27 protein-coding genes are annotated in these 26225 nt (G+C 44.9%); 21 read left to right on the forward strand and 6 right to left on the reverse strand.

What is annotated here, in order from left to right; genetic code table 11:
• Positions 1-431: alanine dehydrogenase (locus R7M72_RS14625; protein ID WP_411913719.1), on the reverse strand; the 431-nt coding region annotated here is incomplete at its 3' end.
• Positions 432-587: 156 nt separating this feature from the next.
• On the opposite strand from R7M72_RS14625, the gene lrp reads away from it, so the two are divergent.
• The 8 genes from lrp (at position 588) to R7M72_RS14665 (ending at position 9653) form a co-directional block, all read left to right on the forward strand.
• The gene (lrp, locus tag R7M72_RS14630; protein ID WP_005378234.1) at positions 588-1082 is read left to right on the forward strand and encodes a leucine-responsive transcriptional regulator Lrp; all 495 of its coding nucleotides are present in this window, start codon (positions 588-590) and stop codon (positions 1080-1082) included.
• A 152-nt stretch (positions 1083-1234) separates the two neighbouring features.
• On the forward strand, positions 1235-4282 hold the full coding sequence (locus tag R7M72_RS14635; RefSeq protein ID WP_315956942.1) for a DNA translocase FtsK 4TM domain-containing protein: 3048 nt from the start codon (positions 1235-1237) through the stop codon (positions 4280-4282).
• Positions 4283-4343: 61 nt separating this feature from the next.
• Entirely contained in the window at positions 4344-4970 is a 627-nt protein-coding gene (lolA, locus tag R7M72_RS14640; RefSeq protein WP_315956943.1) for an outer membrane lipoprotein chaperone LolA, read from the forward strand.
• Positions 4971-6326 (forward strand): replication-associated recombination protein A, encoded by a 1356-nt coding sequence (locus R7M72_RS14645; RefSeq protein WP_315956944.1) that lies wholly within the window; start codon positions 4971-4973, stop codon positions 6324-6326. It abuts the gene before it with no gap.
• 91 nt (positions 6327-6417) lie between these two features.
• Positions 6418-7725, forward strand: a complete 1308-nt coding sequence (serS, locus tag R7M72_RS14650; protein WP_005437179.1) for a serine--tRNA ligase — start codon at positions 6418-6420, stop codon at positions 7723-7725.
• A 203-nt stretch (positions 7726-7928) separates the two neighbouring features.
• Positions 7929-8831, forward strand: a complete 903-nt coding sequence (locus R7M72_RS14655) for an N-acetylmuramidase domain-containing protein (RefSeq protein WP_315956946.1) — start codon at positions 7929-7931, stop codon at positions 8829-8831.
• The gene (locus R7M72_RS14660; RefSeq protein WP_115386395.1) at positions 8821-9249 is read left to right on the forward strand and encodes a hypothetical protein; all 429 of its coding nucleotides are present in this window, start codon (positions 8821-8823) and stop codon (positions 9247-9249) included. The genes R7M72_RS14655 and R7M72_RS14660 overlap by 11 nt, the downstream gene beginning before the upstream one ends.
• A gap of 137 nt (positions 9250-9386) precedes the next feature.
• Positions 9387-9653, forward strand: coding sequence for a DksA/TraR family C4-type zinc finger protein (locus R7M72_RS14665; protein ID WP_318056235.1), 267 nt, complete (start codon positions 9387-9389; stop codon positions 9651-9653).
• A 69-nt stretch (positions 9654-9722) separates the two neighbouring features.
• Here R7M72_RS14665 and bioA read toward each other — a convergent pair whose 3' ends face one another.
• Positions 9723-11003, reverse strand: a complete 1281-nt coding sequence (gene bioA / locus R7M72_RS14670; protein WP_318056236.1) for an adenosylmethionine--8-amino-7-oxononanoate transaminase — start codon at positions 11001-11003, stop codon at positions 9723-9725.
• A 130-nt stretch (positions 11004-11133) separates the two neighbouring features.
• Here bioA and bioB point away from each other — a divergent pair, with 130 nt between their 5' ends.
• Genes bioB through bioD form a run of 4 tightly spaced genes read left to right on the forward strand, consistent with a single transcriptional unit; the run spans position 11134 to position 14828 of the window.
• The gene (bioB, locus tag R7M72_RS14675) at positions 11134-12186 is read left to right on the forward strand and encodes a biotin synthase BioB (protein ID WP_005378222.1); all 1053 of its coding nucleotides are present in this window, start codon (positions 11134-11136) and stop codon (positions 12184-12186) included.
• Positions 12173-13324, forward strand: coding sequence for an 8-amino-7-oxononanoate synthase (gene bioF, locus R7M72_RS14680; protein WP_054576395.1), 1152 nt, complete (start codon positions 12173-12175; stop codon positions 13322-13324). The genes bioB and bioF overlap by 14 nt, the downstream gene beginning before the upstream one ends.
• Positions 13324-14145 (forward strand): malonyl-ACP O-methyltransferase BioC, encoded by an 822-nt coding sequence (gene bioC, locus R7M72_RS14685; RefSeq protein ID WP_005388087.1) that lies wholly within the window; start codon positions 13324-13326, stop codon positions 14143-14145. Before bioF ends, bioC begins: the two co-directional genes overlap by 1 nt.
• A complete protein-coding gene (gene bioD / locus R7M72_RS14690) occupies positions 14142-14828 on the forward strand; it encodes a dethiobiotin synthase (protein WP_005388086.1) in 687 nt (228 codons plus the stop codon). The genes bioC and bioD overlap by 4 nt, the downstream gene beginning before the upstream one ends.
• Before the next feature lie 82 nt (positions 14829-14910).
• Here the strand turns inward: bioD and R7M72_RS14695 are convergent, their stop codons facing one another.
• Positions 14911-15078 carry a hypothetical protein gene (locus R7M72_RS14695; protein WP_005378215.1) on the reverse strand — a complete coding sequence of 56 codons (168 nt, stop codon included), beginning with the start codon at positions 15076-15078 and terminating at the stop codon, positions 14911-14913.
• Between the two features lie 509 nt (positions 15079-15587).
• On the opposite strand from R7M72_RS14695, the gene htpX reads away from it, so the two are divergent.
• From htpX to R7M72_RS14740, 9 genes are all read left to right on the forward strand, one after another.
• Positions 15588-16457 (forward strand): protease HtpX, encoded by an 870-nt coding sequence (gene htpX, locus R7M72_RS14700; RefSeq protein ID WP_318056237.1) that lies wholly within the window; start codon positions 15588-15590, stop codon positions 16455-16457.
• Between the two features lie 209 nt (positions 16458-16666).
• Positions 16667-17086, forward strand: a complete 420-nt coding sequence (locus R7M72_RS14705) for a nuclear transport factor 2 family protein (RefSeq protein WP_005378211.1) — start codon at positions 16667-16669, stop codon at positions 17084-17086.
• The gene (locus R7M72_RS14710; protein WP_213893731.1) at positions 17083-17808 is read left to right on the forward strand and encodes an SDR family oxidoreductase; all 726 of its coding nucleotides are present in this window, start codon (positions 17083-17085) and stop codon (positions 17806-17808) included. The genes R7M72_RS14705 and R7M72_RS14710 overlap by 4 nt, the downstream gene beginning before the upstream one ends.
• Before the next feature lie 12 nt (positions 17809-17820).
• A complete protein-coding gene (locus tag R7M72_RS14715; RefSeq protein ID WP_315956949.1) occupies positions 17821-19131 on the forward strand; it encodes an NAD(P)/FAD-dependent oxidoreductase in 1311 nt (436 codons plus the stop codon).
• Position 19132: 1 nt separating this feature from the next.
• Positions 19133-19951: a DUF1365 domain-containing protein gene (locus R7M72_RS14720; protein ID WP_154204701.1), complete on the forward strand. Its 819-nt coding sequence runs from the start codon at positions 19133-19135 to the stop codon at positions 19949-19951.
• Positions 19945-21201 carry an SAM-dependent methyltransferase gene (locus tag R7M72_RS14725; RefSeq protein WP_132936558.1) on the forward strand — a complete coding sequence of 419 codons (1257 nt, stop codon included), beginning with the start codon at positions 19945-19947 and terminating at the stop codon, positions 21199-21201. The genes R7M72_RS14720 and R7M72_RS14725 overlap by 7 nt, the downstream gene beginning before the upstream one ends.
• Before the next feature lie 6 nt (positions 21202-21207).
• The gene (locus R7M72_RS14730) at positions 21208-21720 is read left to right on the forward strand and encodes a DUF2878 domain-containing protein (protein WP_315956950.1); all 513 of its coding nucleotides are present in this window, start codon (positions 21208-21210) and stop codon (positions 21718-21720) included.
• The gene (locus R7M72_RS14735) at positions 21680-22273 is read left to right on the forward strand and encodes a chalcone isomerase family protein (protein WP_315956951.1); all 594 of its coding nucleotides are present in this window, start codon (positions 21680-21682) and stop codon (positions 22271-22273) included. Before R7M72_RS14730 ends, R7M72_RS14735 begins: the two co-directional genes overlap by 41 nt.
• Complete coding sequence (locus R7M72_RS14740; RefSeq protein ID WP_285386190.1) at positions 22273-22806, forward strand: DUF3833 domain-containing protein; 534 nt, start codon at positions 22273-22275, stop codon at positions 22804-22806. The genes R7M72_RS14735 and R7M72_RS14740 overlap by 1 nt, the downstream gene beginning before the upstream one ends.
• A 133-nt stretch (positions 22807-22939) precedes the next feature.
• Here the strand turns inward: R7M72_RS14740 and purB are convergent, their stop codons facing one another.
• From purB to mnmA, 3 genes are all read right to left on the reverse strand, one after another.
• Complete coding sequence (gene purB / locus R7M72_RS14745) at positions 22940-24310, reverse strand: adenylosuccinate lyase (protein WP_005378198.1); 1371 nt, start codon at positions 24308-24310, stop codon at positions 22940-22942.
• Positions 24311-24463: 153 nt separating this feature from the next.
• Positions 24464-25081, reverse strand: coding sequence for a high frequency lysogenization protein HflD (gene hflD, locus R7M72_RS14750; RefSeq protein WP_005378194.1), 618 nt, complete (start codon positions 25079-25081; stop codon positions 24464-24466).
• 10 nt (positions 25082-25091) lie between these two features.
• Positions 25092-26216 carry a tRNA 2-thiouridine(34) synthase MnmA gene (mnmA, locus tag R7M72_RS14755; protein ID WP_315956952.1) on the reverse strand — a complete coding sequence of 375 codons (1125 nt, stop codon included), beginning with the start codon at positions 26214-26216 and terminating at the stop codon, positions 25092-25094.
• Positions 26217-26225: the final 9 nt, after the last annotated feature.

Raw genomic sequence — 26225 nt, forward strand, 5'->3', positions numbered from 1 at the left:
GCTTGGATAGACATCCGACCTGCCACTTCTGACATTGGTGCTAACAGTGGCAAACGACCCATATTATCTGTTACAGTCTCATAGGCTATACAGACAGCTTTGCTCTTGATTAGCTCATCAGTTTGTGGAAAATCTGGTGCTAGGTGTAAATAAGTAAATAAAATTTGCCCTTCGCGGAGCATTGCTCTCTCTACTGCTTGGGGTTCTTTTACTTTTACAATCATGTCTGCTTGCGCAAATACGTCAGCAGCATGAGGGAGAATGGATGCGCCGACAGCGATGTAATCATCGTCTGAAAAACCAATGCCGGCACCTGCATTGGTCTCAACTAAAACTTGGTGACCATGTGAGATGAGTTCTCTCACGCTAGCTGGGATCATACCAACACGATATTCGTGATTCTTGATTTCCTTAGGTACGCCAATGATCATCCTGTATCCTCTTTCTATAATGGTTGTATTAACTGTTAGTAGGGTGTTATTGTCGAATTAATAACTAGTATAGTTATAGATTTGTAAAATTTGGCACCAAATATTAAAAAGTTGTAGTATATTTTTTTGCAAGGAAGTAATAAGGTGGAATAAAAAATGGCAGACAACTATAAAAAGCCGTCCAAGGAACTAGACCGTATCGACCGCAACATTCTTAATGAGCTGCAGAAAGACGGTCGTATTTCAAACGTTGAGCTTTCAAAACGTGTGGGACTTTCTCCAACGCCATGTTTGGAGCGTGTACGTCGCTTAGAGCGTCAGGGTTATATCACAGGGTATACTGCATTATTGAATCCGCAGTTCCTGGATGCATCACTATTAGTATTCGTTGAGATTACGCTAAACCGTGGTGCGCCGGATGTGTTTGAGCAGTTTAACTCAGCTGTTCAAAAGCTAGACGACATACAAGAGTGTCATCTTGTTTCAGGTGACTTTGACTATCTTCTTAAAACCCGTGTATCAGATATGGGTGCTTACCGCCGACTATTGGGCGATACGTTACTACGTCTACCTGGCGTAAATGACACTCGCACATACGTTGTTATGGAAGAAGTGAAACAATCTAACCAGCTTGTGATCAAAACTCGTTAATTTCTTGCAAAGAAAGCGGTATATGCTTCCGCTTTCGCCAGAGAGTAATTGGGTTTTTCTCCTTGATATGGTTAAATCAATTTACCGAGCGGCTTGATGCCGCTCGGAATGTTTTGCAATTTCCTATTTCATTTCCATATTCAAGTTGATTTATGTTCAAAGAGAACGCAAAGAAAGTCGAAACCATTATCAAAACCAGTGAAGAGCCCCAGTCTTCACGCTTAAATGGCTTCCAACGCTTAAAAGAGTGCTGCTTTATCGTTGGCGTTCTTAGCTCGGTATTGCTTGCGGTTGCACTATTTACCTTCAGTCCGGCCGATCCTTCTTGGTCCCAAACCGCATGGGGAGGGGATATCGATAATGCTGGTGGCTTTTTCGGCGCTTGGCTAGCCGATACTCTATTCTTCACATTTGGCTCTCTCGCTTACCCAATCCCTTTCTTGCTAGCGGCGGCTGCATGGGTGATTTGCCGTAAACGAGGAGAAGATGAGCCAATTGATTTCATGCTATGGGGTACAAGGCTGCTCGGTCTTGTCGTCCTTATTATGACCAGTTGCGGTCTTGCCGATATTAATTTTGATGACATTTGGTATTTTTCATCCGGAGGTGTGGTCGGGGATGTGTTGTCTAGCCTCGCTTTACCTACATTGAATGTACTCGGTACCACATTGGTACTGCTGTTCTTGTGGGGAGCGGGCTTTACGCTCTTCACTGGCATCTCATGGCTTAACATCGTGGAATGGCTTGGTGATCGTGCGTTAGCACTAATTGCCGCGCTTGCAAATAAGGCAAGAGGTTCAGAGCAGGAAGTTTTAGAACCTCAGCTTGATGAGTTTGTAGAAGATAAAGTCTCTACGCCTAAACATAATGTAGACCATGAAATTGATGATGAGCCGCTTCCTCATTTAACGGCGTACGATGTCGATGAACCGAAAGAGCCGGCGCCAGCGCATGAGTATCCTATTTATATGCCGCAAGCTAAACCTGATAAGCCTGCGGAACAGGCGATGGTAGAACCGACGCCACCACAACGCAAGGCTACGGTTAATGCTGCGCCAGTTTATTCTGAACCTGAGCCTCAAATACAACCTATCCATACGGTTAACACGGATAACGTTGATCCGCTCTTGGAACGCACCAAGCAACTGAATGTTACGATAGAAGAGCTTGAAGCAGCGGCGCAACAAGCAGATGACTGGGGAACTGAAGAACAGGCAGCCCCATCATTTGCAAACACTTACTCTTCCTATGTAGAGCCACATACAGCTACAGAAGAACCGATCAGTGTTGAACCAGATTATGCGGAGTACGAACAATTTGAAGCAGAGCAAGTACAGCAGCCAAGTATAGAGCATCCTGTACATGAAGAGCCTGCAATTGATTCTGCTGTATTAGATAGCATCACGGCTCAAACAGAGTCGAGCCAACATATTGAGCCTACGATCTCTGACTTTGATGTGTTAGATGATGAAGACGAAGTGGAGTCTCAGCCTGCACAGCAAGTACAGCCAACAACGCCTCATCAGCAAGCAGCAACACCTTCAACAACATTTGAACCTGCACCTCAAAAAGTGGAAGTAGAAGAGATCCAAGACAACGACCAAGACGTTACAGCATTCCAAGATATGGTTTCCAATGCGCAAGCCAAAGTCGCTGCAACACAGAACCCATTTTTGGTACAGAAAGAAGAAAACTTGCCAGTTCCGGAAGAGCCACTCCCAACGCTCGAGTTGCTTTATCATCCAGAAAAACGTGAAAACTTTATCGACCGTGATGCGCTAGAGCAGGTCGCTCGATTGGTAGAGAGCAAACTCGCTGACTACAAAATCAAAGCCGATGTGGTTGGTATTTATCCTGGTCCAGTGATCACTCGTTTTGAGCTTGATTTGGCGCCGGGGGTGAAAGTAAGTCGTATTTCTGGTCTTTCAACTGACTTAGCGCGTGCATTGTCTGCGATGGCGGTACGTGTTGTGGAAGTAATCCCTGGCAAGCCTTACATCGGTTTGGAACTGCCAAACATGAGTCGTCAGACGGTCTATTTATCTGATGTCATCAGTAGCCCTCAGTTTGAGCAAGCAACGTCACCAACAACGGTTGTGTTAGGTCAAGACATTGCGGGCGAAGCTGTGGTGGCAGATCTTGCGAAGATGCCACACGTGCTAGTAGCAGGTACAACAGGTTCTGGTAAGTCGGTAGGTGTGAACGTGATGATTTTGAGCATGCTGTATAAAGCAGGCCCAGAAGATGTACGCTTCATCATGATTGACCCGAAAATGCTAGAGCTTTCTATTTATGAAGGTATCCCTCATCTTCTTTCTGAAGTTGTGACTGATATGAAAGACGCATCAAATGCTCTACGTTGGTGTGTGGGCGAGATGGAACGTCGTTACAAATTGATGTCGGCATTAGGTGTACGTAATGTGAAGGGCTTCAACGAAAAACTGAAGATGGCAGCAGAAGCGGGCCACCCAATCCATGACCCGTTCTGGCAAGAAGGCGACAGCATGGATACTGAACCGCCATTGCTAGAAAAGCTGCCTTACATCGTCGTTGTTGTTGACGAATTTGCTGACCTAATGATGGTGGTCGGTAAGAAAGTTGAAGAACTGATTGCTCGCTTGGCGCAAAAAGCGCGTGCGGCAGGTATTCACTTAATTCTTGCGACTCAGCGTCCATCGGTTGATGTTATTACCGGTCTAATTAAAGCGAACATTCCAACTCGTGTTGCGTTTACGGTATCGACTAAAACGGACTCTCGTACAATCCTAGATCAAGGCGGCGCAGAATCACTACTTGGTATGGGTGATATGTTGTATCTACCGCCGGGGTCAAGTCATACAACTCGTGTTCACGGTGCATTTGCATCAGATGATGATGTTCATGCTGTTGTAAACAACTGGAAAGCGCGTGGTAAACCGAACTACATTGAAGAGATCATCAGTGGAGATCAAACTCCAGAAAGTCTATTGCCAGGTGAGCAAATGGAAGCGGATGAAGATGTAGACCCGCTCTTCGATCAAGTTGTTGAGCACGTGGTTCAATCACGTCGAGGTTCGGTTTCCGGTGTTCAGCGCCGATTTAAGATAGGTTACAACCGTGCCGCCCGTATTGTAGAGCAGCTTGAGGCGCAGGGCATCGTAAGTGCTCCGGGTCATAACGGTAACCGTGAAGTACTGGCACCTGCGCCACCAAAAGATTAATGAACTTGTGTTACTCACCTCAGTCCAACTGAGGTGAGTGGTTCTAATAATAGGTATCTGAATGAAAAAACTATTTTCAGCGAAACTTTTCTCCGCGCTTGTTTTAAGCTTTTCCCTCTTCTCTACTGCACACGCCGCGTCTCCCAAAGATGAACTAAACAAACGCCTTTCTATGAATGATGGCTTCAGTGCGGATTTCTCTCAGCAAGTTATCAGCCCAGAAGGCGAAACGGTGATGGAAGGAGAAGGTACGGTCGAAATCGTTCGCCCAAGCCTGTTCCGTTGGAGCACTACATTCCCAGATGAAAACCTTCTGGTTTCTGACGGTAAAACATTGTGGTACTACAGCCCATTCATCGAGCAAGTGAGTATCTACTGGCAAGAGCAAGCAACAGAGCAAACGCCATTTGTTTTGCTAACGCGTAATCGCGCAAGTGATTGGGATAACTACAAGATTTCTCAAAAAGGTGATGAGTTCATCCTCATTCCTACTGCAGTAGACTCCACACAAGGTCAATTCCAGATTAATATTGATGCTAAAGGTGTGGTGAAAGGCTTCAATGTGGTTGAGCAAGACGGTCAAAAAGGTTTGTTCACCTTTAATAACGTGAAGCTGGGTAAACCAAAAGCAGACAGATTCACATTCACAATTCCAAAAGGTGTGGAAGTGGATGACCAAAGGAATTAATTGGTAGTGAGTAATTACACATTAGATTTCTCGGGGGACGAAGATTTTCGTCCCCTTGCTGCTCGTATGAGACCGGAAACGATCGAGCAATACATCGGACAGCAACACATTTTAGGTCCCGGTAAGCCACTGCGCCGTGCGCTAGAGGCGGGTCACATTCACTCGATGATCCTTTGGGGACCACCAGGCACAGGCAAAACCACATTAGCAGAAGTGGCTGCAAACTATGCCAATGCTGAAGTTGAGCGCGTGTCTGCCGTGACGTCTGGTGTGAAAGAAATCCGTGCAGCAATCGAGAAAGCACGTGAGAATAAAATGGCGGGTCGCCGCACCATCTTATTTGTGGATGAGGTACATCGCTTTAACAAATCTCAACAAGACGCGTTTTTGCCGCATATTGAAGATGGCACGGTTACCTTTATTGGAGCGACGACAGAAAACCCATCGTTTGAGCTAAACAACGCATTGCTGTCACGTGCACGTGTATACAAGCTAACGTCTCTCGACAAAGATGAAATCTCGTTGGCGTTGAACCAAGCCATTAGCGATAAAGAACGTGGGCTGGGTAATACACCTGCACACTTCGCTGATAACGTATTAGACCGCCTAGCAGAACTGGTAAACGGTGATGCTCGTATGTCTCTCAATTACCTTGAGCTGCTCTACGACATGGCAGAAGACAATGCGCAGGGTGAAAAAGAGATCACGCTTAAGTTGCTTGCGGAAGTAGCAGGGGAGAAGGTCTCTCGCTTCGATAACAAAGGTGACATCTGGTACGACTTAATCTCTGCGGTTCACAAATCAATTCGTGGCTCAAACCCGGATGCTGCGCTGTATTGGTCTGCGCGTATGATTGCTGCTGGTTGTGACCCTTTGTATATTGCTCGACGCTTATTGGCGATCGCTTCTGAAGATGTAGGTAATGCTGACCCTCGCGCAATGCAAGTGGCGCTGTCTGCTTGGGATTGCTTTACCCGAGTTGGTCCAGCAGAAGGTGAACGTGCGATTGCACAGGCGATCGTGTATTTAGCGTGTGCGCCAAAAAGTAATGCGGTATACGTGGCGTGGAAACAAGCGCTCACTGACGCTCATAACTTACCTGAATATGAAGTGCCGCATCACCTTCGAAATGCACCAACCAGTTTGATGAATGACATGGGTTATGGGGCAGAGTATCGTTATGCTCACGATGAGCCTGGCGCTTACGCTGCGGGTGAGCAATATTTGCCACCTGAAATGGGCGCTCGTAGGTACTATGAGCCGACAAATCGTGGTCTAGAGACCAAAATCGGCGAAAAGTTAGATTACTTGGCTACTTTAGACGCAAATAGCCCACAAAAGCGCTATGAAAAGTAGGCGTTTTTGGATACATTTGTTCAGTAAATTTTTTTAACGCGTACGCTTGGAAAGTGCGCGTGATTTCACAACAAAAAGCATAGGATTAACAATGCTGGATTCTAAATTACTTCGTACAGAGCTGGATGAAACAGCTGCTAAACTGGCGCGTCGTGGCTTTAAGCTAGACGTAGATACTATTCGCAAACTTGAAGAACAACGTAAGTCCATTCAAGTAGAAGTAGAAAATTTACAATCCACGCGTAACTCCATCTCCAAGCAAATCGGCCAAAAAATGGCGGCTGGCGACAAAGAAGGCGCAGAAGAAATCAAGAAACAAATCGGTACTCTAGGTAGCGATCTTGATGCGAAGAAAGTTGAACTTGAGCAAGTAATGGCTCAACTAGACGAATTCACGCTTTCTGTACCAAACATCCCAGCAGATGAAGTGCCAGATGGCAAAGATGAAAACGACAACGTAGAAATCTCTCGTTGGGGTGAGCCAAAGTCTTACGACTTTGAATTGAAAGATCACGTTGACCTAGGCGAAATGGGTGACGGTCTAGACTTCGCAAGTGCTGTTAAGATCACTGGCGCACGTTTCATCGTGATGAAAGGCCAATTCGCTCGCCTACACCGTGCAATCGCTCAGTTCATGCTGGATCTTCACACTGAAGAGCACGGCTACACAGAAATGTACGTACCTTACCTAGTAAACTCTGACAGCCTATTCGGTACTGGTCAGCTTCCTAAGTTCGGTAAAGACCTTTTCCACACTGAGCCGCTAGTAGAAAAAGTAAACGACGAAGAGCCACGTAAACTGTCTCTAATCCCTACTGCAGAAGTGCCTGTAACGAACCTAGTTCGTGACACGATTTCTGACGAAGCGGATCTACCAATTAAGATGACAGCTCACACGCCATGTTTCCGTTCAGAAGCAGGTTCTTACGGTCGTGATACTCGTGGTCTGATTCGTATGCACCAGTTCGACAAAGTTGAGCTAGTACAAATTACTAAGCCAGAAGATTCAATGAACGCACTAGAAGAGCTAACAGGTCACGCTGAGAAAGTTCTACAGCTTCTGGAGCTTCCTTACCGTAAAGTGGTTCTATGTACAGGTGACATGGGCTTCGGCGCTCGTAAGACTTACGACCTAGAAGTTTGGGTTCCTGCTCAAGAAACTTACCGTGAAATCTCTTCATGTTCTAACATGTGGGACTTCCAAGCTCGTCGTATGCAAGCGCGTTTCCGTCGTAAAGGTGAGAAGAAACCTGAGCTTGTACACACGCTAAACGGTTCTGGTCTTGCTGTAGGTCGTACAATGGTTGCTATCCTAGAAAACAACCAAGAAGCAGACGGCCGCATTGCAATCCCTACAGTACTTCAGAAGTACATGGCGGGCGCAACGCACATCGGTTAATTCGTTAACCACTAGAACACCAAAACCCAGCCTTAGTGCTGGGTTTTTTGTTATCTGCGTCGAGTGAAAATACGTTGTTATGTAAATGTAGGATGAGGTATTGCATAGTTAGCCTAAATTATTAAAACCAGTCCCTAATGATATTTTTCTAAGCTTCATTGAGCATGACAAGCTCCTCCAAAATATAAAGAGGAGGTACTTTCATGGCTTCAATAAGAATAAGCGGCTCTGTTGGCTTGGGTGGTAAAAATGTGGATGCTGATATTCGTACGGTACAAAGGTCTATTAACCAATTGCTTGGTTCTTTAAAGGGAGTAAAGGAACTTAAAGTGGATGGGAAACTAGGCTCTAGACCGGAAAACTCCAAAACTGTCGGCGCAATTAAAGCTTTTCAGAAAAACCTTGTTGGGATGGCTCGGCCAGATGGAAGGATAGATGTGAATGGAAGAAGCCATCGTAAGCTGAATGATTACTTAAAACGAACACCTGAGACTGCGGTGGCATATACGTTACCTTTGGTTGGCTCAAGAGATGCGTTGACGGACTTGGATTATCGCAAAGTAGCTGAAACCCTTGAATGCGAAGTCGCTGCTATTAAAGCTGTAGCGGAAGTTGAGAGCCGAGGAGAAGCCTACTTTAGCAATGGTAAGCCAAAGATTTTGTTTGAGGCTCATATATTTTCGAGACTCACTTCAAGAGCCTACGATAACAGTCATCCAAGTATTTCAAGTCGGCATTGGAATCGAAGTCTGTATGTTGGTGGTATCTCAGAATACGTACGTTTAAATAAAGCGATTGAACTGAATTCAAATGCAGCAATCCGCTCCGCATCTTGGGGACGTTTCCAAATTATGGGCTTTAATTTCAAGTTAGCTGGTCATGTTACCGCTGAATCCTTTGTTAAAGCTGTATTCGAGTCAGAGAAGAAACAACTTGAGGCTTTTGTTACGTTTATCCAAAAGTCTGGCTTAGGTGAACATATAAGAGATAAAAATTGGGCTGCCTTTGCTCGTGGTTACAATGGTTCTGAGTATCAGAAAAATCAATACGACGTCAAATTAGAAAAGGCTTACAAAAAATATGCTTCGATTAAAAATGCTGCGTAACATTTCTTTGCTTGGACTTATTTTTAGTTCATCTGCTTGTGCTTCCAGCCACACTAATACTGCGCTATTTAAGTGTGATGCTTCACATCCTAACCGTCTAGAAATATCAATAGAAAATATAAACAGTCAGGTTCTACTGTCGGAGCTTAACTTAGGGGGGAGCAGTATTGAAAGAACCTTAGCTGTAAAGGACTTTAAATTAGACCAGTATCATCGAGCGTTGGTAGATGAGAAGTCACTGGAATTTAGTATTGGTGAGCGCGTCATATTAGTCAGTGAGTACTTTAGCGAGGAGTTTGGTGAGGTAGAGAAAATACTCAGTGTTACTTTGAGAGAGCCTGAGCAAACGCAGTACTTTGAATGTGAGGAAGGGAGTATGAGTAACCTTGCATTGCTTTTCCATGAGAGTGCCGAATAATCGATTACAGAGTAATTATTACTAAAACGTAATAGTGTTTTCGAATTTATCCTAATTATCTTGTTATTTGTAATCGATATAATCATCCACCTTACCACGGTAAGTAGATTTTCTCATTCAAGTAACGAGGAGGGCTTATGGCCGTAGGGTGGGCAAACGACGATAGCGTCAGCCAACAAATTCAAAACACAATAGACGACGAGATTTCCCGTGTTCGTGGCAGTATCATAAAGGGTGAGAGCGCCCATTACTGCGATGAGTGTGGTGATGAGATTCCAGAAGCGCGTCGTCTTGCAATGAAAGGCGTTCGTTTGTGTATCGAATGTCAGTCAACAATCGAATTGGTATCTCAACGCCAAGCATTGTTCAATCGACGAACGAGTAAAGACAGTCAACTTCGATAGCTTTACTGCTCAAATAAATAACGAGACGGTTTGAGTCTCATACTCAAACCGTTTTCGTATTGAATTGAACTATGAAGCGAAGCAGTCTCTACGTTGCAACGCCGCATCAATCGCGTTAACTAGCTTCTCAATATCTTCCGGCTTGCTGATGAACGGCGGCATCATATAAATCAGTTTGCCAAATGGACGAATCCACACTCCGTGTTCAACAAACAAGGCTTGGATGGTTTCCATATTCACAGGGCGATGCGTCTCCACTACGCCAATGGCACCTAACCAACGGGTGTTCTTCACCAACTCGTATTCTTCAAGTTTTGGTAGTAACTCAGAAAACATCGTTTCAATTTGTTGGGTTTGTTGTTGCCAGTTACCTTGCTCAATCAATTCCAAACTTGCAGTGGCAACAGCACAGGCAAGTGGGTTACCCATAAAGGTTGGGCCATGCATAAAACAACCTGCATCACCGCCACAAACGGTATCCGCAACGTGTTTGCTCGCCAGAGTTGCAGAGAGGGTCATGTAGCCGCCAGTGAGTGCTTTCCCGACACACAGAATGTCTGGTTGAATATCTGCATGTTCGCAGGCAAACAATTTGCCTGTGCGTCCAAAACCAGTAGCGATCTCATCTGCAATCAATAACAAACCGTATTTGTCACAAAGCCTACGCACGCCTTTGAGAAACTCTGGATGGTAGATACGCATGCCACCTGCGCCTTGAACGATAGGCTCTAGGATCACCGCAGCAAGTTCTTTATGGTGCGTCTCAATCTTGTGCTCGAAGTCAGTAAGATCTTCTGGATCCCATTCATCCCAATAACCACAAGTTGGTGACTCCGCAAAGATATGCTCAGGCAAAAAGCCTTTGTAAAGAGAGTGCATTGAGTTATCAGGATCGGTAACCGACATGGCCGCAAAGGTGTCGCCGTGATAACCGTGTCGCAAAGTAAGAAACTTCGGTCGACGTTCGCCTTTTGCATGCCAATATTGCAGCGCCATTTTTAAGCTGACTTCTACGGCAACGGAGCCTGAATCGGCAAGGAATACATGTTCAAGATTACTTGGTGCTAGGGACAGTAGCTTCTTACACAAACTGATTGCTGGCTGGTGGGTAATCCCGCCAAACATCACGTGAGAGACTTGATCGATTTGCTGGTGAGCGGCTTGATTTAAATGCGGATGGTTGTAGCCGTGGATCGTCGACCACCAAGAAGACATGCCGTCGACCAGCTCAGTACCATCTTCCAATTTAATGTGCACACCATTTGCCGATGCCACTGGGTAGCAGGTCAGAGGTGTCAATGTAGAAGTGTAAGGATGCCAGATATGCTGGCGGTCGAAGGCGAGATCCATGTGCGATTCCAATAGTAATTGAGGTTAAAAAATAAACAGGTGTAAACTTTGCTCTTTTGTGTTGTGTTGACAGTTTATCGAGACTCAGTAGACTGTCAACACAACAACAAAAGTGACTAAAGGAATACACGTGGAAGTTCGTCATAACTGGACGCATGCTGAAGTGCGCGATCTCATGGAAAAACCATTCATGGATCTCCTATTCGAAGCGCAGCTTGTACATCGTCAATATCAACAAACCAACCATGTTCAAGTAAGCACGCTTCTGTCGATTAAGACAGGTGCTTGTCCAGAAGATTGTAAGTACTGTCCTCAGAGTGCTCGTTACACCACAGACATCGAAAAAGAGCGTCTGATGGAAGTAGAACGCGTACTCGATGCTGCGCAAAAAGCCAAAAATGCTGGTTCTACTCGATTCTGTATGGGCGCAGCATGGAAAAACCCGAAAGAGCGTGACATGCCACATTTGACCGACATGATCAAAGGCGTGAAGGGCATGGGTTTAGAAACGTGTATGACATTAGGCATGTTGACGCCAGATCAAGCAAAGCAATTGGCAACCGCAGGTCTGGATTACTACAACCACAACCTAGATACCTCACCTGAATTTTACGGCAACATCATTACCACACGTACTTACCAAGACCGTTTAGATACTTTGTCTCACGTTCGTGATGCTGGCATGAAGATTTGTTCCGGTGGCATCATCGGCATGGGTGAAAGTGCTAACGACCGAGCTGGTTTGTTGGTTGAATTGGCTAACTTACCGGTACACCCTGAAAGCGTTCCAATCAACATGCTCGTGAAGGTAAAGGGGACACCACTGGAAGAAGTGGATGATGTTGAGCCTTTCGATTTCATTCGCCTGATTGCGATTGCACGAATCATGATGCCTCAATCAGCCGTTCGTTTATCCGCTGGCCGTGAAAACATGAACGAACAAATGCAAGCGTTGTGTTTTATGGCGGGTGCAAACTCCGTTTTCTATGGCTGCAAGCTTCTGACCACGCCAAACCCTTCTGAAGACAAAGACATGATGCTGTTCAACAAGCTCGGTATTAACAGCCAAGAGGTGTCTCAAAAGCCTGATGAAATCGAAGAAAACGAGTTACTCGATCGCGTCGTAGAGCGCGTTGCTGCCCGTCCGACAAAAGACGACCTTTTCTACGATGCCAGCGTTTAAATCTCGTATCGAGTCCGCCCTTGCTGAGCGTAAAACGCAAGGGTTGAATCGTTCTATGAATGTGGTGTTTGCCGGTAACCAGTCCGTTTTGGAACACGAAGGTAGACGCTACATTAATTTCTCAAGTAATGATTATTTGGGATTGGCTAATGACCAAGCGCTTGTTCGGGCTTGGCAGCAAGGTTTAAGCGTATATGGTAGTGGCAGTGGAGCATCACCGATGGTGACTGGCTTTAGTGCCGCGCACAGCAATTTAGAAGCCGCACTGACCGAATGGTTGGGTTACGACAGAGCAATTCTGTTTGGTTCTGGATTCAGTGCTAATCAAGCCTTGTTGTTCACCTTGTTGGAAAAATCAGACGTATTGATCCAAGACCGTTTGAATCATGCTTCATTGATGGAAGCGGGGGCGTTGTCACCAGCTAAGATGAAGCGCTTCAAACACAATGACATCGAGCACCTAAAGTCGCTGATTAATAGCGAAGACAACCATCTAGTTGTGACTGAAGGGGTATTCAGCATGGACGGCGACTGTGCGCCGCTTAGCGATATAGCTGAAGTCACTCGTAGTCATGATGCTTGGTTTGCTGTCGATGACGCTCATGGTATTGGCGTTCTTGGTCAATCCGGTGGTGGTTCTTGTGAGTTGGCAACGTTTAAACCCGAGATACTGATCGTTACTTTCGGCAAAGCGTTTGGTATGTCTGGCGCGGCTATTTTATGTGACCACGCAACGGGGGACTTTTTAACTCAGTTTGCTCGTCACCATGTGTATTCCACAGCGATGCCTCCGGCACAAGCCTATGCGCTAACGCATGCGGTTTCTATCGTTCAAGAGCAGTCTTGGCGACGTGAAAAGCTTTCAGAGCTTAGTGAAGTGTATCGAGACTGCCTCAGCGATCTGGAGGGCTTTGTTGAGACTCAGACTTCGATTAAGCCGTTTGTGATTGGTGAATCTGAACTGGCTTTGCAGGTTGCGAGCGCTTGTCGCCAAAACGGCATTTGGGTTACCGCTATTCGACCACCGACGGTGCCTAAAGGGACGTCTCGCCTTCGAATCACACTCACTGCCAATCACACCAACGAACAAGTTAAAACGCTTTCAATGGCATTGAAGCAAGCATTAGGAGCGCTGTAATGGATAATGCAACTACCGCATTAGCGCAAACGCTCGCGTTAGAGAGCTTCCATCAAGATAAAGACGCGATTGCCTCTTCGTTTGGTAAAGCAGCAGAAACATACGATAAACATGCGGCTTTTCAACGTGATGTCGGGCATCAGCTGCTTGATAAACTTCCTGAAAACTTGACGGGAAAACGTGTATTGGATTTAGGTTGTGGCACGGGTTATTTCTCCCAACTACTTCAACAACGCGGTGCGGAAGTAGTCTGCGGCGATATCTCTCAAGCCATGTTAGATAAAGCAGAGCAGCGTTGTGGTGCAGTACGAATGCATTACCAAGTTGCTGATGCTGAAAACTTACCATTTGACGATGATAGCTTCGATTACGTGTTTTCAAGTTTAGCGCTGCAATGGTGTACAGATTTAAGTTACCCACTAAAAGAAGTGCGCCGCGTGCTAAAAAATGGTGGGAAAGCGTGGTTCTCTACACTGGTTGATGGATCACTGTATGAGCTGCGTGCATCATGGGAAAAAATTGATGCATATCAACACGTCAATAACTTTCTAACGCTCAATCAGGTAAAAATTGCGTTAGCGCAATCTCGATGTGACAGCCATCAACTAGACTTGACCACCATCACAGTTTGGTACGACTCTGCATTTTCAGTTATGCGTGACCTCAAAGGTATAGGTGCAAATCACGTAAGCGGGCGCTCACACGGTTTAACTAGTCGCGAGACTTTGTTAAAAGTTGAGCATGCGTACCAAGCGTTTAAAAACGATCAAGGTCTTCTACCTGCAAGTTATCAGGTTTGTTTTGGAGTAATACATCTATGATTGATGCTTTTTTTATTGCTGGTACGGATACTGATGTTGGAAAGACGGTAGCGTCTAAAGCCATTTTGCAAGCGATCGCCGCAAAAGGACTAAACACTATTGGTTATAAGCCAGTGGCAGCAGGGAGTGACAAGACTGAAGCCGGATGGCGTAACTCTGATGCTTTACACTTACAAGACGTCGCAACACTCGATGTGGCCTATGATGATGTGAACCCATACGCTTTAGAGTTGCCTGCTTCTCCCCACATTGCAGCGAAGCATGAACATGTCGAAATAAGTTACGATGTTCTGAGTCAAAAACTGGCTCAACATAAGCAGCAAGCCGATGTTGTTCTCGTTGAAGGTGCTGGAGGCTGGCGTGTGCCAGTATCCGATACGGACTGTTTATCTACATGGGTAAAAGAAGAGCAGTTACCTGTTGTACTGGTGGTTGGCATTAAATTAGGCTGTTTGAGCCACGCTTTACTCACAGCGGAGAGTATTAAAGCGGATGGTTTGAATCTTGTTGGCTGGGTGGCAAACCGCGTCAACCCAGGCACAGAGCACTACGCTGACATTATCGAGATGCTAGAAGCACGTATCGATGCACCTAAGCTTGGGGAAATTCCATATATTCCAAGTGCTAAACGCAAAGAGCTAGGCAAGTACATTAATGTAGAGCCGTTGCTAAACACTGACTAATGGTGTTTAGGATAAAAGACTAAAAAACCCAAAGGGCTGCGCAATGCAGCCCTTTCTTGTTGGTGTAACCTAAAAAGTCAGATTACTTATCTTGGCTGAGCCCCATCAATGCTTGTTGTGTTTCTGCAACACGCTGAGACATATGATGATCGGTTGAAATACCAAGTTGTTGCTTTGCCTCGTCCTCTGAGATGCCTAGGTGACAACGTAGTAAATCAATAGCCATTTGATAGTCGTTAGTTTCTACCATGGTTTTTCCCTCAATACATGGAGTTTTTGAGCTCACCCAATGCACTTTTTGCAATGTACTTAGAGTGGCTCTGTTTTGTTCATCTCATTCGAATTTAGCATGTCCATGTAGCCGCACAATAAGACCAAAGTCTATAGCAGAGCTAACGTACTGTTTTTGGTCTATTAAAAAATTTCTAGCTAAGTTGCTAAGAGGTGATAGATTTAACACCAAGATCATCTATCAATAGATGATGGGTAGCTCAGAGCTTATTTTATCATTTTGATAAATGTATATGAACGGAGGTTCCAGCTCCTACCAAAGCATGTTTTGAAATCGCTTGAATCAAATATTTCAGTCCCGAAAACAAATGTTGCAATTTATTGCTTAACCTTGTTTTTATCGCGGATAGACTATATCTATAACGCACGGAACATGAAAATCAACGGAATTGGCTTTTATAGCGATTACCATTTGTTCCTTATAACAATCCGTTTTAAAAAAACGATAAGCTTCCTCGGAGAAAAGTAATGAAGCGAATTATGTTATTCCTAGCAACTAACCTAGCTGTCGTGCTAGTGCTTAGTGTTGTTCTGAATATTGTTTACGCTGTAACTGGAATGCAACCAGGCAGTCTGTCAGGTTTACTTGTAATGGCTGCTGTATTTGGTTTTGGTGGCGCATTTATTTCGTTGATGATGTCAAAGGGTATGGCGCTACGCTCGGTTGGTGGTATGGTCATTGAAAGCCCGCGCAACGAAACGGAGCATTGGTTAGTCGAAACTGTGGGTCGTCAAGCTCAACAAGTGGGTATTGGTATGCCAACGGTGGCTATTTATGATTCACCAGATATCAATGCATTTGCGACTGGTGCAAAACGAGATGACTCTCTTGTCGCAGTTTCTACTGGTCTTTTACACAATATGACTCGTGATGAGGCAGAGGCAGTACTTGCACACGAAGTGAGCCATATTGCAAATGGTGATATGGTCACGATGACGTTGATGCAAGGTGTCGTGAACACGTTTGTTATCTTCCTATCACGCTTTATTGCCAATATTGTGGCATCGAACGATGATGAAGAAGGCCAAGGTACAAATATGATGGTTTACTTTGGCGTATCCATGGTGCTTGAACTGGTATTTGGTTTCCTAGCTAGCTTCTTGACTATGTGGTACAGCCGTCATCGCGAATTCCACGCGGACGCAGGTGCTGCGTGCCTCGTTGGCAAAGAAAAAATGATTGCGGCTCTAGAGCGTTTGAAGGTGAGTCATGAATCTCAACTGGATGGCACCATGATGGCATTTGGTATCAACGGCAAGCAGTCGCTGACTGAGCTACTAATGAGCCACCCTCCGCTAGATAAACGTATTGCAGCGTTGCGAGGCCAGCAATACTAACTGTGTCTACTTAAATAATTGTTAATTTGCTGAAAAGGCTTGGTTTTGACCAAGCCTTTTTTTTCGCCGATTGATCGCGTGCGAACTTCATCACGTACTACTTACAGAAATAAAGTTATACAAAATTATTTTTGTACAACTTTGGTGGAATGAACTATCTTGTACATATAATAATTTTGTACAACTTAATGGGCGTGTAGGAGTAAAAAATGGACATACAGTCTGTTGGCAATATCTATCAAAAGCTCAACAAAGCAAACTTACATCTGCTTAAGGATATATATCACCAAGATGTAGTATTTGAGGACGCAGCGCATCGTTTAGAAGGATGGCCAGCACTTTCGGATTATTTCACCTCATTATATGCCAACGTCATCAGTTGTGATTTTGTAATCCATGAGCATCAACAAGTCGGAGATACAGGCTTCCTAACTTGGACAATGGACCTTCAGCATCCCAAACTTCAGAAGGGTGCGCCTATTCTCGTCAATGGTGTTTCGCACCTCAAATTTAGCGAAGGTCAGGTCATTTATCACCGGGACTATTTTGATCTCGGAGAGATGCTCTATGAGCATTTACCATTACTAGGTTCAGTCGTTAAAACCATCAAGCAGAGGTTAGGACAATGAACAACACCATCTTAATCACAGGCGCCACCTCCGGAATAGGAAGACAGCTTGCGCTAGATTACGCGAACTCAGAATGGAATGTGATTGCTTGTGGTCGGAATCAAGATGTTCTTGCAGAACTGGAGGCAGTTTCTTCCAAAATTCATACACTGCAGTTTGATGTGACAAATTATGAGGAAACTCAGCAGGCTCTCTCCAATTTGCCCTTTACGCCAAACACATGGGTTTTTAACGCAGGCGATTGTGAGTACATGGATGAGGGAGTGGTCGACGCGAAACTCATGGCGCGTGTGATGAACGTAAATGTTGTCGGTGTTGCCAACTGCGTTGAAGGCTGCCAAGTACATTTAGAGAGAGGGCACCGCATTGTTATTGTTGGCTCTATCGCATCAGAAGTGGCACTGCCTCGTGCAGAAGCTTACGGCGCATCCAAAGCGGCAGTCAGTTATTTTGCACGCACGCTCGCCGTCGACTTGAAAAAGAAAGGGATCAATGTGGTAACGGTGTTTCCTGGTTTTGTTGAAACGCCGTTGACTGACAAAAACGACTTCGAAATGCCAATGATCATTTCTACTCAGCAAGCGTCGGACTCTATCAGGAAGCAGTTAGCCGCCAACAAGACCCATATCTATTTCCCAGCGAGATTTACCAGTATTTTACGTTTTATCTCGTTACTTCCATACAGTTGGCAAGCTCGCCTAACTGCTAAACTCGTATCATAAGAAGGAATAAAAATGAAAACAGCAGGAAGAAAGAAGATAGCGATTGTGGGAACGGGAATCTCTGGCCTTACTTGTGGTTATTACTTGCATAAAGAACATGATGTAACGCTGTTTGAAGCGAACGATTACATCGGTGGCCATACTGCAACCGTTGATGTGATCCTTGATGGTAGAGAATACGCGATAGACACCGGGTTCATCGTCTATAACGATCGTACGTACCCTAATTTCATTAAAATGATGAGCGAGATTGGCGTTGAAGGTCTGCCTACTCAAATGAGCTTCAGTGTCAGAAACGATGGGAACGGACTAGAGTACAACGGCCACACAGTGTCGACATTGTTTGCTCAAAAACGCAACTGGGCAAACCCCAAATTTTATCGATTTATCTTCGAGATACTTCGTTTCAATAAACTTGCCAAGCGCTTCTCTAGCGAGCAATCCTCGCAATCTCAGACGTTAGGTGAGTTCCTTGACGAACACAAATTCAGTGCTTTCTTTACCGATAACTACATTTTACCGATGGGTGCTGCGATTTGGTCGTCGACTTTAGCTGACATGCGCGCATTCCCTCTTATGTTCTTCTTACGTTTCTTCCTCAACCACGGTCTGCTAGATGTGACTAACCGACCACAATGGTATGTGATTAAAGGTGGTTCACGTTCATACATTCCACCATTGACCAAAGGCTTTGCGGAGAATATTCGTCTTAATAGTCCTGTCGAAAAAGTGGTTCGCAACGAAAAAGGGGTTGGCGTTCAAGTTCGCGGAGAAACGCATTGGTTTGATGACGTTATCTTTGCTTGTCACAGTGATCAAGCAATGAGAATGCTAGAGGATATCAGCCCAATTGAGCAGGAAATCTTGGGGGATATGACATACCAAGCAAATGAAGTTGTTCTTCATACCGACTCTGCCGTACTACCAAAACGTAAGGCAGCATGGGCATCATGGAACTACCTATTGGAAGGCAGTGAAGAGGAACAGCAACGCCTCCCTTCGCTCACTTATAACATGAACATTCTTCAGCATATTCAATCAGAACACACGTTTTGTGTAACGTTGAATAGTACTGAGCAAATTAACTCAAATAAAGTCTTGCGTTCGTTCACTTATCATCATCCAGTATTCACCACTGAGTCTATTGCAGCGCAGCAGCGCAAAAATGAGATACAGGGTAAACAAAGTACCTGGTTCTGCGGCGCTTATTGGTACAACGGTTTTCATGAAGATGGCGTGCGTAGCGCGCTTGATGTTGTGAAAGAACTAGAAGAAAAGTACCGCGAACAAAATGTGGTTCGTTTCGAAAAAGGCGCAGCGTGATATGGATAGCCAAATGAACAGCCGATTGTTTATAGGCAACGTTCGTCACCGTCGATTCACGCCTGTGAATCATGAGTTGAACTACTCTTTATTTATGCCCGCCATCGATGTAGACGAGATCGATGCTTTAGAGAAAAAAGTATGGGGTTTTGGTTCGCGTTGGTGGCATTGGGCTCGCTTTAAGCGCAGTGATTACATTGGTGAAGGTAGCGTCAAGTCGGCAGTGCACAGCAAAATTGAAGAACTGACAGGTGTTCGCTGTACCGGCAAGGTAATCGCAGTCTGTCACTTGCGTTATTTAGGACTTTATTTCAGTCCCGTTAATTTCTACTACGTTTATAACACGGAAGGAGAATGGAAGTATCTCCTCGCAGAGGTGAGTAACACTCCTTGGAATGAACGACATTACTACGTGGTGTCAGCAGATAAAGAAGAAGAAAAGTTTGGTTGGGAACAAGATAAAGCATTCCATGTTTCACCATTCAACCCGATTGACCAACTCTACCGCTGGAGAATTAAACCTTTGACAGACAAGTTGAATATTCATCTTGAATGTCACAAAGGAGAGAAACACTTTGATGCCACCATGGTTATGAAAGCCAAGCCACTTTCAAGCAAAACCTTATTGAGGTGTTTGATCGTTACACCAATACAAACGGTAAAAGTAATGGTTGGTATTTATTGGCACGCATTAAAACTTTGGGTGAAAGGCGCACCTTTTTATTCTCATCCTAAATATTCAACGCATGAAGAAATAGAAGCCGATACTGAAAAAACAGACAAAAAAAATAAAAAGCACAAGGAGAATTCTGCATGTTAAATACTAGTTCTATGACATTGCCGCGTAAATTGACGACAACGCAAAAAGCGGCTCGCGGAGTTATTTTTCAATGTCTGCAAAAAATGGAAATCGGCTGCTTAACAGTTATTGAAAGTTTTAAGACGGAAACGACAGAGCGAAGCGAGCGTTTTAGTGCGCCAAATGGGGAGTACAGTGGTCAACCTGTTGTCGCTACTATAGAGGTAAAACATCCAGGCTTTTATTCACGGATCTTGCAGGGCGGCAGTATTGCTGCTGGTGAGGCTTATATGGATGGGTGGTGGGATAGCCCCGATTTAACCTCATTAATGAAACTGATGGCCCTTAACATGCGTGCTCTAGATAAACTCGAAGAGCAAGGCAGTTGGTTGACTAAAATACTGTACAAGTTCAGCCATTGGTCAAACAGAAACTCTGAAGAGAACTCACGTAAAAATATCCATGCGCATTACGACTTGGGTAACAACCTATACGAAGCGTTCCTTGACACCAATATGCTGTACTCGTCGGCGCTTTACAATCATGCGGATGACTCTCTAGAGCAGGCTCAAATCAACAAAATGGATCGTCTATGTCAGCAACTTGAGCTGAAATCTACCGATCATGTTGTTGAAATTGGCACTGGGTGGGGCGCTATGGCGATTTACATGGCTGAACAATACGGTTGTCAGGTCACCACAACAACGATATCTGAAGAGCAACACGCGTACGCGGAGCAAAAAATCAAAGAGCGTGGCTTAGAAGACAAAATCACTCTACTCAAAGAAGATTACCGAAACCTAACCGGCACTTATGACAAGCTCGTTTCTATAGAAATGATTGAAGCTGTGGGCAAACAATTCCTGCCTTCGTACATTAAGGTCTGTGAGTCTTTATTGAAGTCTGGTGGCTTGATGGCGATTCAAGCGATTACGATTGCCGATCAGCGTTACGATTACTACAGTAACAACGTCGACTTTATCCAAAAGTACATTTTCCCGGGTGGTTTTTTACCGTCGGTAACCTCACTAACCCAAGCAACAACAAAGTACAGTGACTTAGTGACGCGAGACTTGTTCGATATTGGTTTGGACTACGCCAAGACGCTGAACGAATGGCACCTTCGTTTTAATCGAGCAGAGAGTGAAGTGCGCTCGTTTGGCTACGACGACCGCTTTGTGCGTATGTGGCGCTACTATTTGAGCTACTGTGAAGGTGGCTTTTTGGCTCGCACGATCAGTGCCGTTCACATGACGTTTCAACGCCCGTAGTTCGTTATGAAGGTATTTCTTGCTTCGACATGGTTCCAACTCTGCTGGTTTGCAGCGGTGCTTGGAACCTATCAATGGCAATGGGTCACGTTATTCCTTACTTTGGCAACCCTACTATATTGTCTGAAAAGCGATGCATCTTCGCTCAAAAGTATTGGTGTGATCGTCACGAGCGGGCTCGTGCTTGATACGCTCAATCAACAACTCTCGGTCTTTGTCTTTCCAACCCCATGGCTGCCAGTCTGGTTATTATGCTTGTGGGTTTTGTTTTCTTGGTATGCCTATCAACTTAAGTCAATTTTGTACCGTTTCCCAAAAACCTACGTATCAATAGTAGGCGGACTCGGAGGAACAGCGAGCTACTTTGCTGGCTATAAGCTCCAAGCCGTTGAATTTGGATTTAGCACTGGCGCTACACTGGCAATGTTGTTTGTAGAATGGTGCGTCATGATGCTCTTGATACTCAAGGTGTACGGAAATGAAAAGCTTGAAGAGAGACTTAACTCAGAGCCTGACTAGGCTGCTTGCGTTGGTAATAGTAACTGGCTCTTTTGCTCTGCAAGCTCAACCTGTTGGAAACAGCGAAGCCGCAAGCAAAATTGCGAATTGGAAGGGATGGAAAACTGTTGGAGAAGCCCAACTTACTTGGTTCATCTTCGATATTTATCACTCAAGATTAAAAGCGCCTGATGGAAAGTTCATCGTAAGCGATGACATATCGCCACATCCCCTTGCATTGGAAATTAATTACAAGAGAGACATCAGTAAGCAACAGCTGCTTGATGTGACGGATGAGCAGTGGGCTAAACTGGGTTTTACTGACTCATATCGAAAAACTTGGATCAGCGAGCTCGATCGTATGTTTCCTGATATTCAAAAAGGTGACGAGCTTACTTATCTAACAGATGGAAAATCTGGTCAGCTGTTTTATAAGCAGGTTGGGGACGTGCAAGTAAAGAACGTTGGCATCATTGAAGACGAACGAATGAACGATGCATTTTTAGCTATATGGTTATCACCCAACACAGAATTCCCGAAACTCCGAAAACAATTGATAGGGCAGGTTAGATAGTGCTTAAACGAATTTTTAAATCAGCGACTTTAGTGGCAGCTGTTTTTCTTTCGGCATGTTCCGCAGACATTGATAATTACCGCTCTTCTACACCGACTTTTGACGTATTCGGTTATTTCGAAGGTGACATAAAGGCGTGGGGGATGGTGCAAGATTATACCGAACAGCAAACCCGTCGCTTTGAAGTCGATATAGTGGGTACTGTAGAGGGTGATACGCTGACGCTGGTGGAAGACTTCGTGTTTGATGATGGAGAGGTGGACCAGCGAATTTGGGTTATCACTAGATTAGAAGACGGTCGTTATGAAGGTAAGGCAGACGATATTATAGGTGTAGCAACAGGGGAAGAGCAGGGCAATGCGCTACAGTGGCAATATGACTTTGAGCTACAAATGGAGGATTCATCAGTGACGGTTGCTTTTGATGATTGGCTTTATCGTCAGGATGACAGACACGTTTTCAATCTAACGAAAATAAAAAAGTTTGGTGTGGAAGTAGGAACAATAACCTTGTTCTTCCAAAAGCAGCCATAACAAATGGGGCTGATCTTCAATTAATAATCCATTCCATATAACTAAGATTATTTTCTCCCGACCTAACTCTCCTAACTAAAAAAGGTTGACGCTTTCGCGTCAACCTTTTAAGTATCTGGTCGTTACAGGATGATTACAGCTTATCTGTCAGCTCGATTGCTTGACCGATATAGTTCGCTGGCGTCATCTCTTTCAGACGTGCTTTCTCGTGCTCAGGAAGCTCAAGACCGTCGATGAAGTTACGCATTGCTTCGCCGTCAACACGCTTACCACGAGTTAGCTCTTTTAGCTTCTCGTATGGCTTCTCGATGCCGTAACGACGCATTACCGTTTGTACTGGCTCTGCTAGTACTTCCCAGTTCTTGTCTAGTTCAGCAAGAAGCGCTTCACGGTTTACTTCTAGCTTGCTGATGCCTTTAAGCGTAGAAGTGTAAGCGATGATTGCGTAGCCAACACCAACACCAAGGTTACGTAGAACTGTTGAGTCAGTTAGGTCACGCTGCCAACGAGAGATAGGCAGTTTCTGTGCTAGGTGGCCGAATACAGCGTTCGCAAGACCTAGGTTACCTTCTGAGTTTTCAAAGTCGATTGGGTTAACTTTGTGAGGCATTGTTGAAGAACCGATCTCACCAGCAATAGTTTTTTGCTTGAAGTGGCCTAGTGCAATGTAACCCCAAACGTCACGGTCGAAGTCAATCAGGATAGTGTTGAAACGAGCGATAGCGTCGAACAGCTCAGCGATGTAATCGTGCGGTTCGATTTGAGTTGTGTAAGGGTTCCAAGTTACGCCTAGAGACTCTGTGATGAACTCTTCAGAGAACTTGTGCCAATCTAGCTCTGGGTAAGCAGAAAGGTGTGCGTTGTAGTTACCTACTGCACCGTTGATTTTCGCTAGGATCTCAACGTTTTCGATTTGCTTGAATTGACGCTCCATACGGTACGCCACGTTTGCCATTTCTTTACCCATAGTAGATGGAGAAGCAGGCTGACCGTGTGTACGAGATAGAAGAGGAATGTCGCGGTATTCCACTGCTAGTGCTTTGATAGCGTCGATTAGGTTACGGATTTCTGGAAGAATCACGTTCTCACGAGCTTCTTTAAGCATTAGAGCGTGTGATGTGTTGTTGATGTCTTCAGAAGTACATGCGAAGTGGAAGAACTCGTTTACTGCGTGCAGTTCAGGAACGTCTGCTACTTTCTCTTTTAGGAAGTACTCAACCGCTTTTACGTCGTGGTTAGTTGTACGCTCGATCTCTTTGATACGGCGTGCATCTTCTTCAGAGAAGTTTGCAGCAAGGTCGTCTAGGAATTGGTTTGCTTCTGCGCTAAACGCTGGCACTTCTGCAATTTCAGCAGTAGCAGCAAGCTTTTGTAGCCAGCGGATTTCAACGATAGTACGGTACTTTAGTAGACCGTATTCACTGAAAATTTCGCGTAACGCAATTGTCTTGCTTCCGTAACGGCCGTCTACTGGTGAAACAGCAGTCAATGCTGACAGTTCCATGATGTTCTCCTGAATTGGGTTTCTAAATTTCGTGAGCTTTATACCAATAACTGTGGCAATTGTCACGAATATTGCGCAAACGTTTGCGCGAGATTTGTTTTAGTCGAAAAAAATGAGCTCGCGATAAACGCGAGCTGCTTATTTGATATTTTACTACAGACGAGCAAGAAGGATTTGTGCTTGCTCTACCATCTTCTTGCGCCCGAAGATTAGGTGGCGACGCTTACCACCAACTTGACGCCAAAGAACTGCACTACGAATGCCAGATAACAACAGCGCACGAACTTTGTGTTGGCTTGCCGTCTGCTGCAGTACAGATGGCGTGCCTGTTACTTGAATGCGTGGGCCAATAGGGCTAACGACATCCAGATAGATGCTCGCTAAATTGCTGATCATTTGATCGTCTAGTAGCTCAAAGTGCTCTGACTGACGCTTGGCCATTTGAATACGATCACCAAGCTGAGACATAGCATCGTTACGAGAGCTTAACTTACGCTCTAACGCCATTAAACTAATAATGTAACGAGTAATTTCACTGCCTGATGGTGTGCTATCAATCCCTTTAACCAAGCATTCTAGGCCGAGCTTTAGATCGGCTTCGCGACCGAATACGCCAACTGTGTTAGCAGGGTTCGTGCTCAAAATAGCGTTGATTGATGTTTCAAAAGCATCTTGATCACAATGTCCGTTTCTCGCTACCTGTTGAACTAAAGCAACAGCTTGGCAAATCCCAGCGAAAGCGATAGTACGGTCATAAAGTGTATTCGCCACGTAACGACTCCTAAGCTTGAGAATATTTAATGCGTTGCTCGATGATGCCGCCACCTAGGCACACGTCACCTTCGTAGAACACTGCTGATTGACCTGGAGTTACAGCAATTTGTGGCTCGTCAAAGATAACTTTAATGTTTTCATCATCGATAGGGATGATTGTACAAGGAATATCTTCCTGACGGTAACGAGTTTTCACTGTGCACTTCATAACATCGCGAATTGGCTCACGATCTACCCAATGAAGTTGTGATGCAAGTAGACCTTCTGATTTCAACATTGGATGGTCTTTACCTTGAACAGCAATCAAAACGTTACGTTCTAGATCTTTCTCACCAACGAACCATGGGTCCTCGTTACCACCGCCGCCTTTACGGCCACCGATGTGTAGACCTTTACGCTGACCAAGTGTGTGGTACATCAGGCCTTGGTGTTGACCAATCACTTCGCCTTCTGGCGTCTCGATATTACCAGGCTGAGCTGGAAGGTAGCGACCGAGGAATTCTGTAAACTTGCGTTCACCGATGAAACAAATACCAGTTGAGTCTTTCTTCTTAGCGGTAATTAGATCTTGTTCTTCCGCAATGCGGCGCACTTCTGGCTTCTCTAGATCACCAACAGGGAATAGGCTACGTGCGATTTGCTCGTTGCTTAATGTGTACAGGAAGTAGCTTTGATCTTTGTTGCCATCTAGACCACGCAGCATCTGTGGTTTTTCACCATTTTCTGGGAAAGAGCGACGCACATAGTGGCCCATTGCAATGTAATCAGCATCAAGTACTTCATCAGCGAATTCTAGGAATGCTTTGAACTTGATTTCTTTGTTACAAAGAATGTCAGGGTTCGGAGTACGGCCAGCTTTGTATTCAGCAAGGAAGTACTCAAATACGTTATCCCAGTATTCGGCAGCAAAGTTGATAGTGTGTAGGTGGATGCCTAGCTTGTCACATACTGCCTGAGCGTCAGCAAGATCTTCTGCCGCTGTACAATATTCTTCGTTGTCATCTTCTTCCCAGTTCTTCATGAAAAGGCCTTCTACTTGGTAGCCTTGCTGCTTTAGAAGATACGCGGAAACAGATGAATCAACGCCGCCGGACATACCGACGATGACTTTCTTTTGGCTGTTATCAGACATTACTAAACA

The sequence above is a fragment of the Vibrio sp. YT-18 genome (assembly GCF_033337345.1).
Taxonomy (GTDB): domain Bacteria; phylum Pseudomonadota; class Gammaproteobacteria; order Enterobacterales; family Vibrionaceae; genus Vibrio; species Vibrio alginolyticus.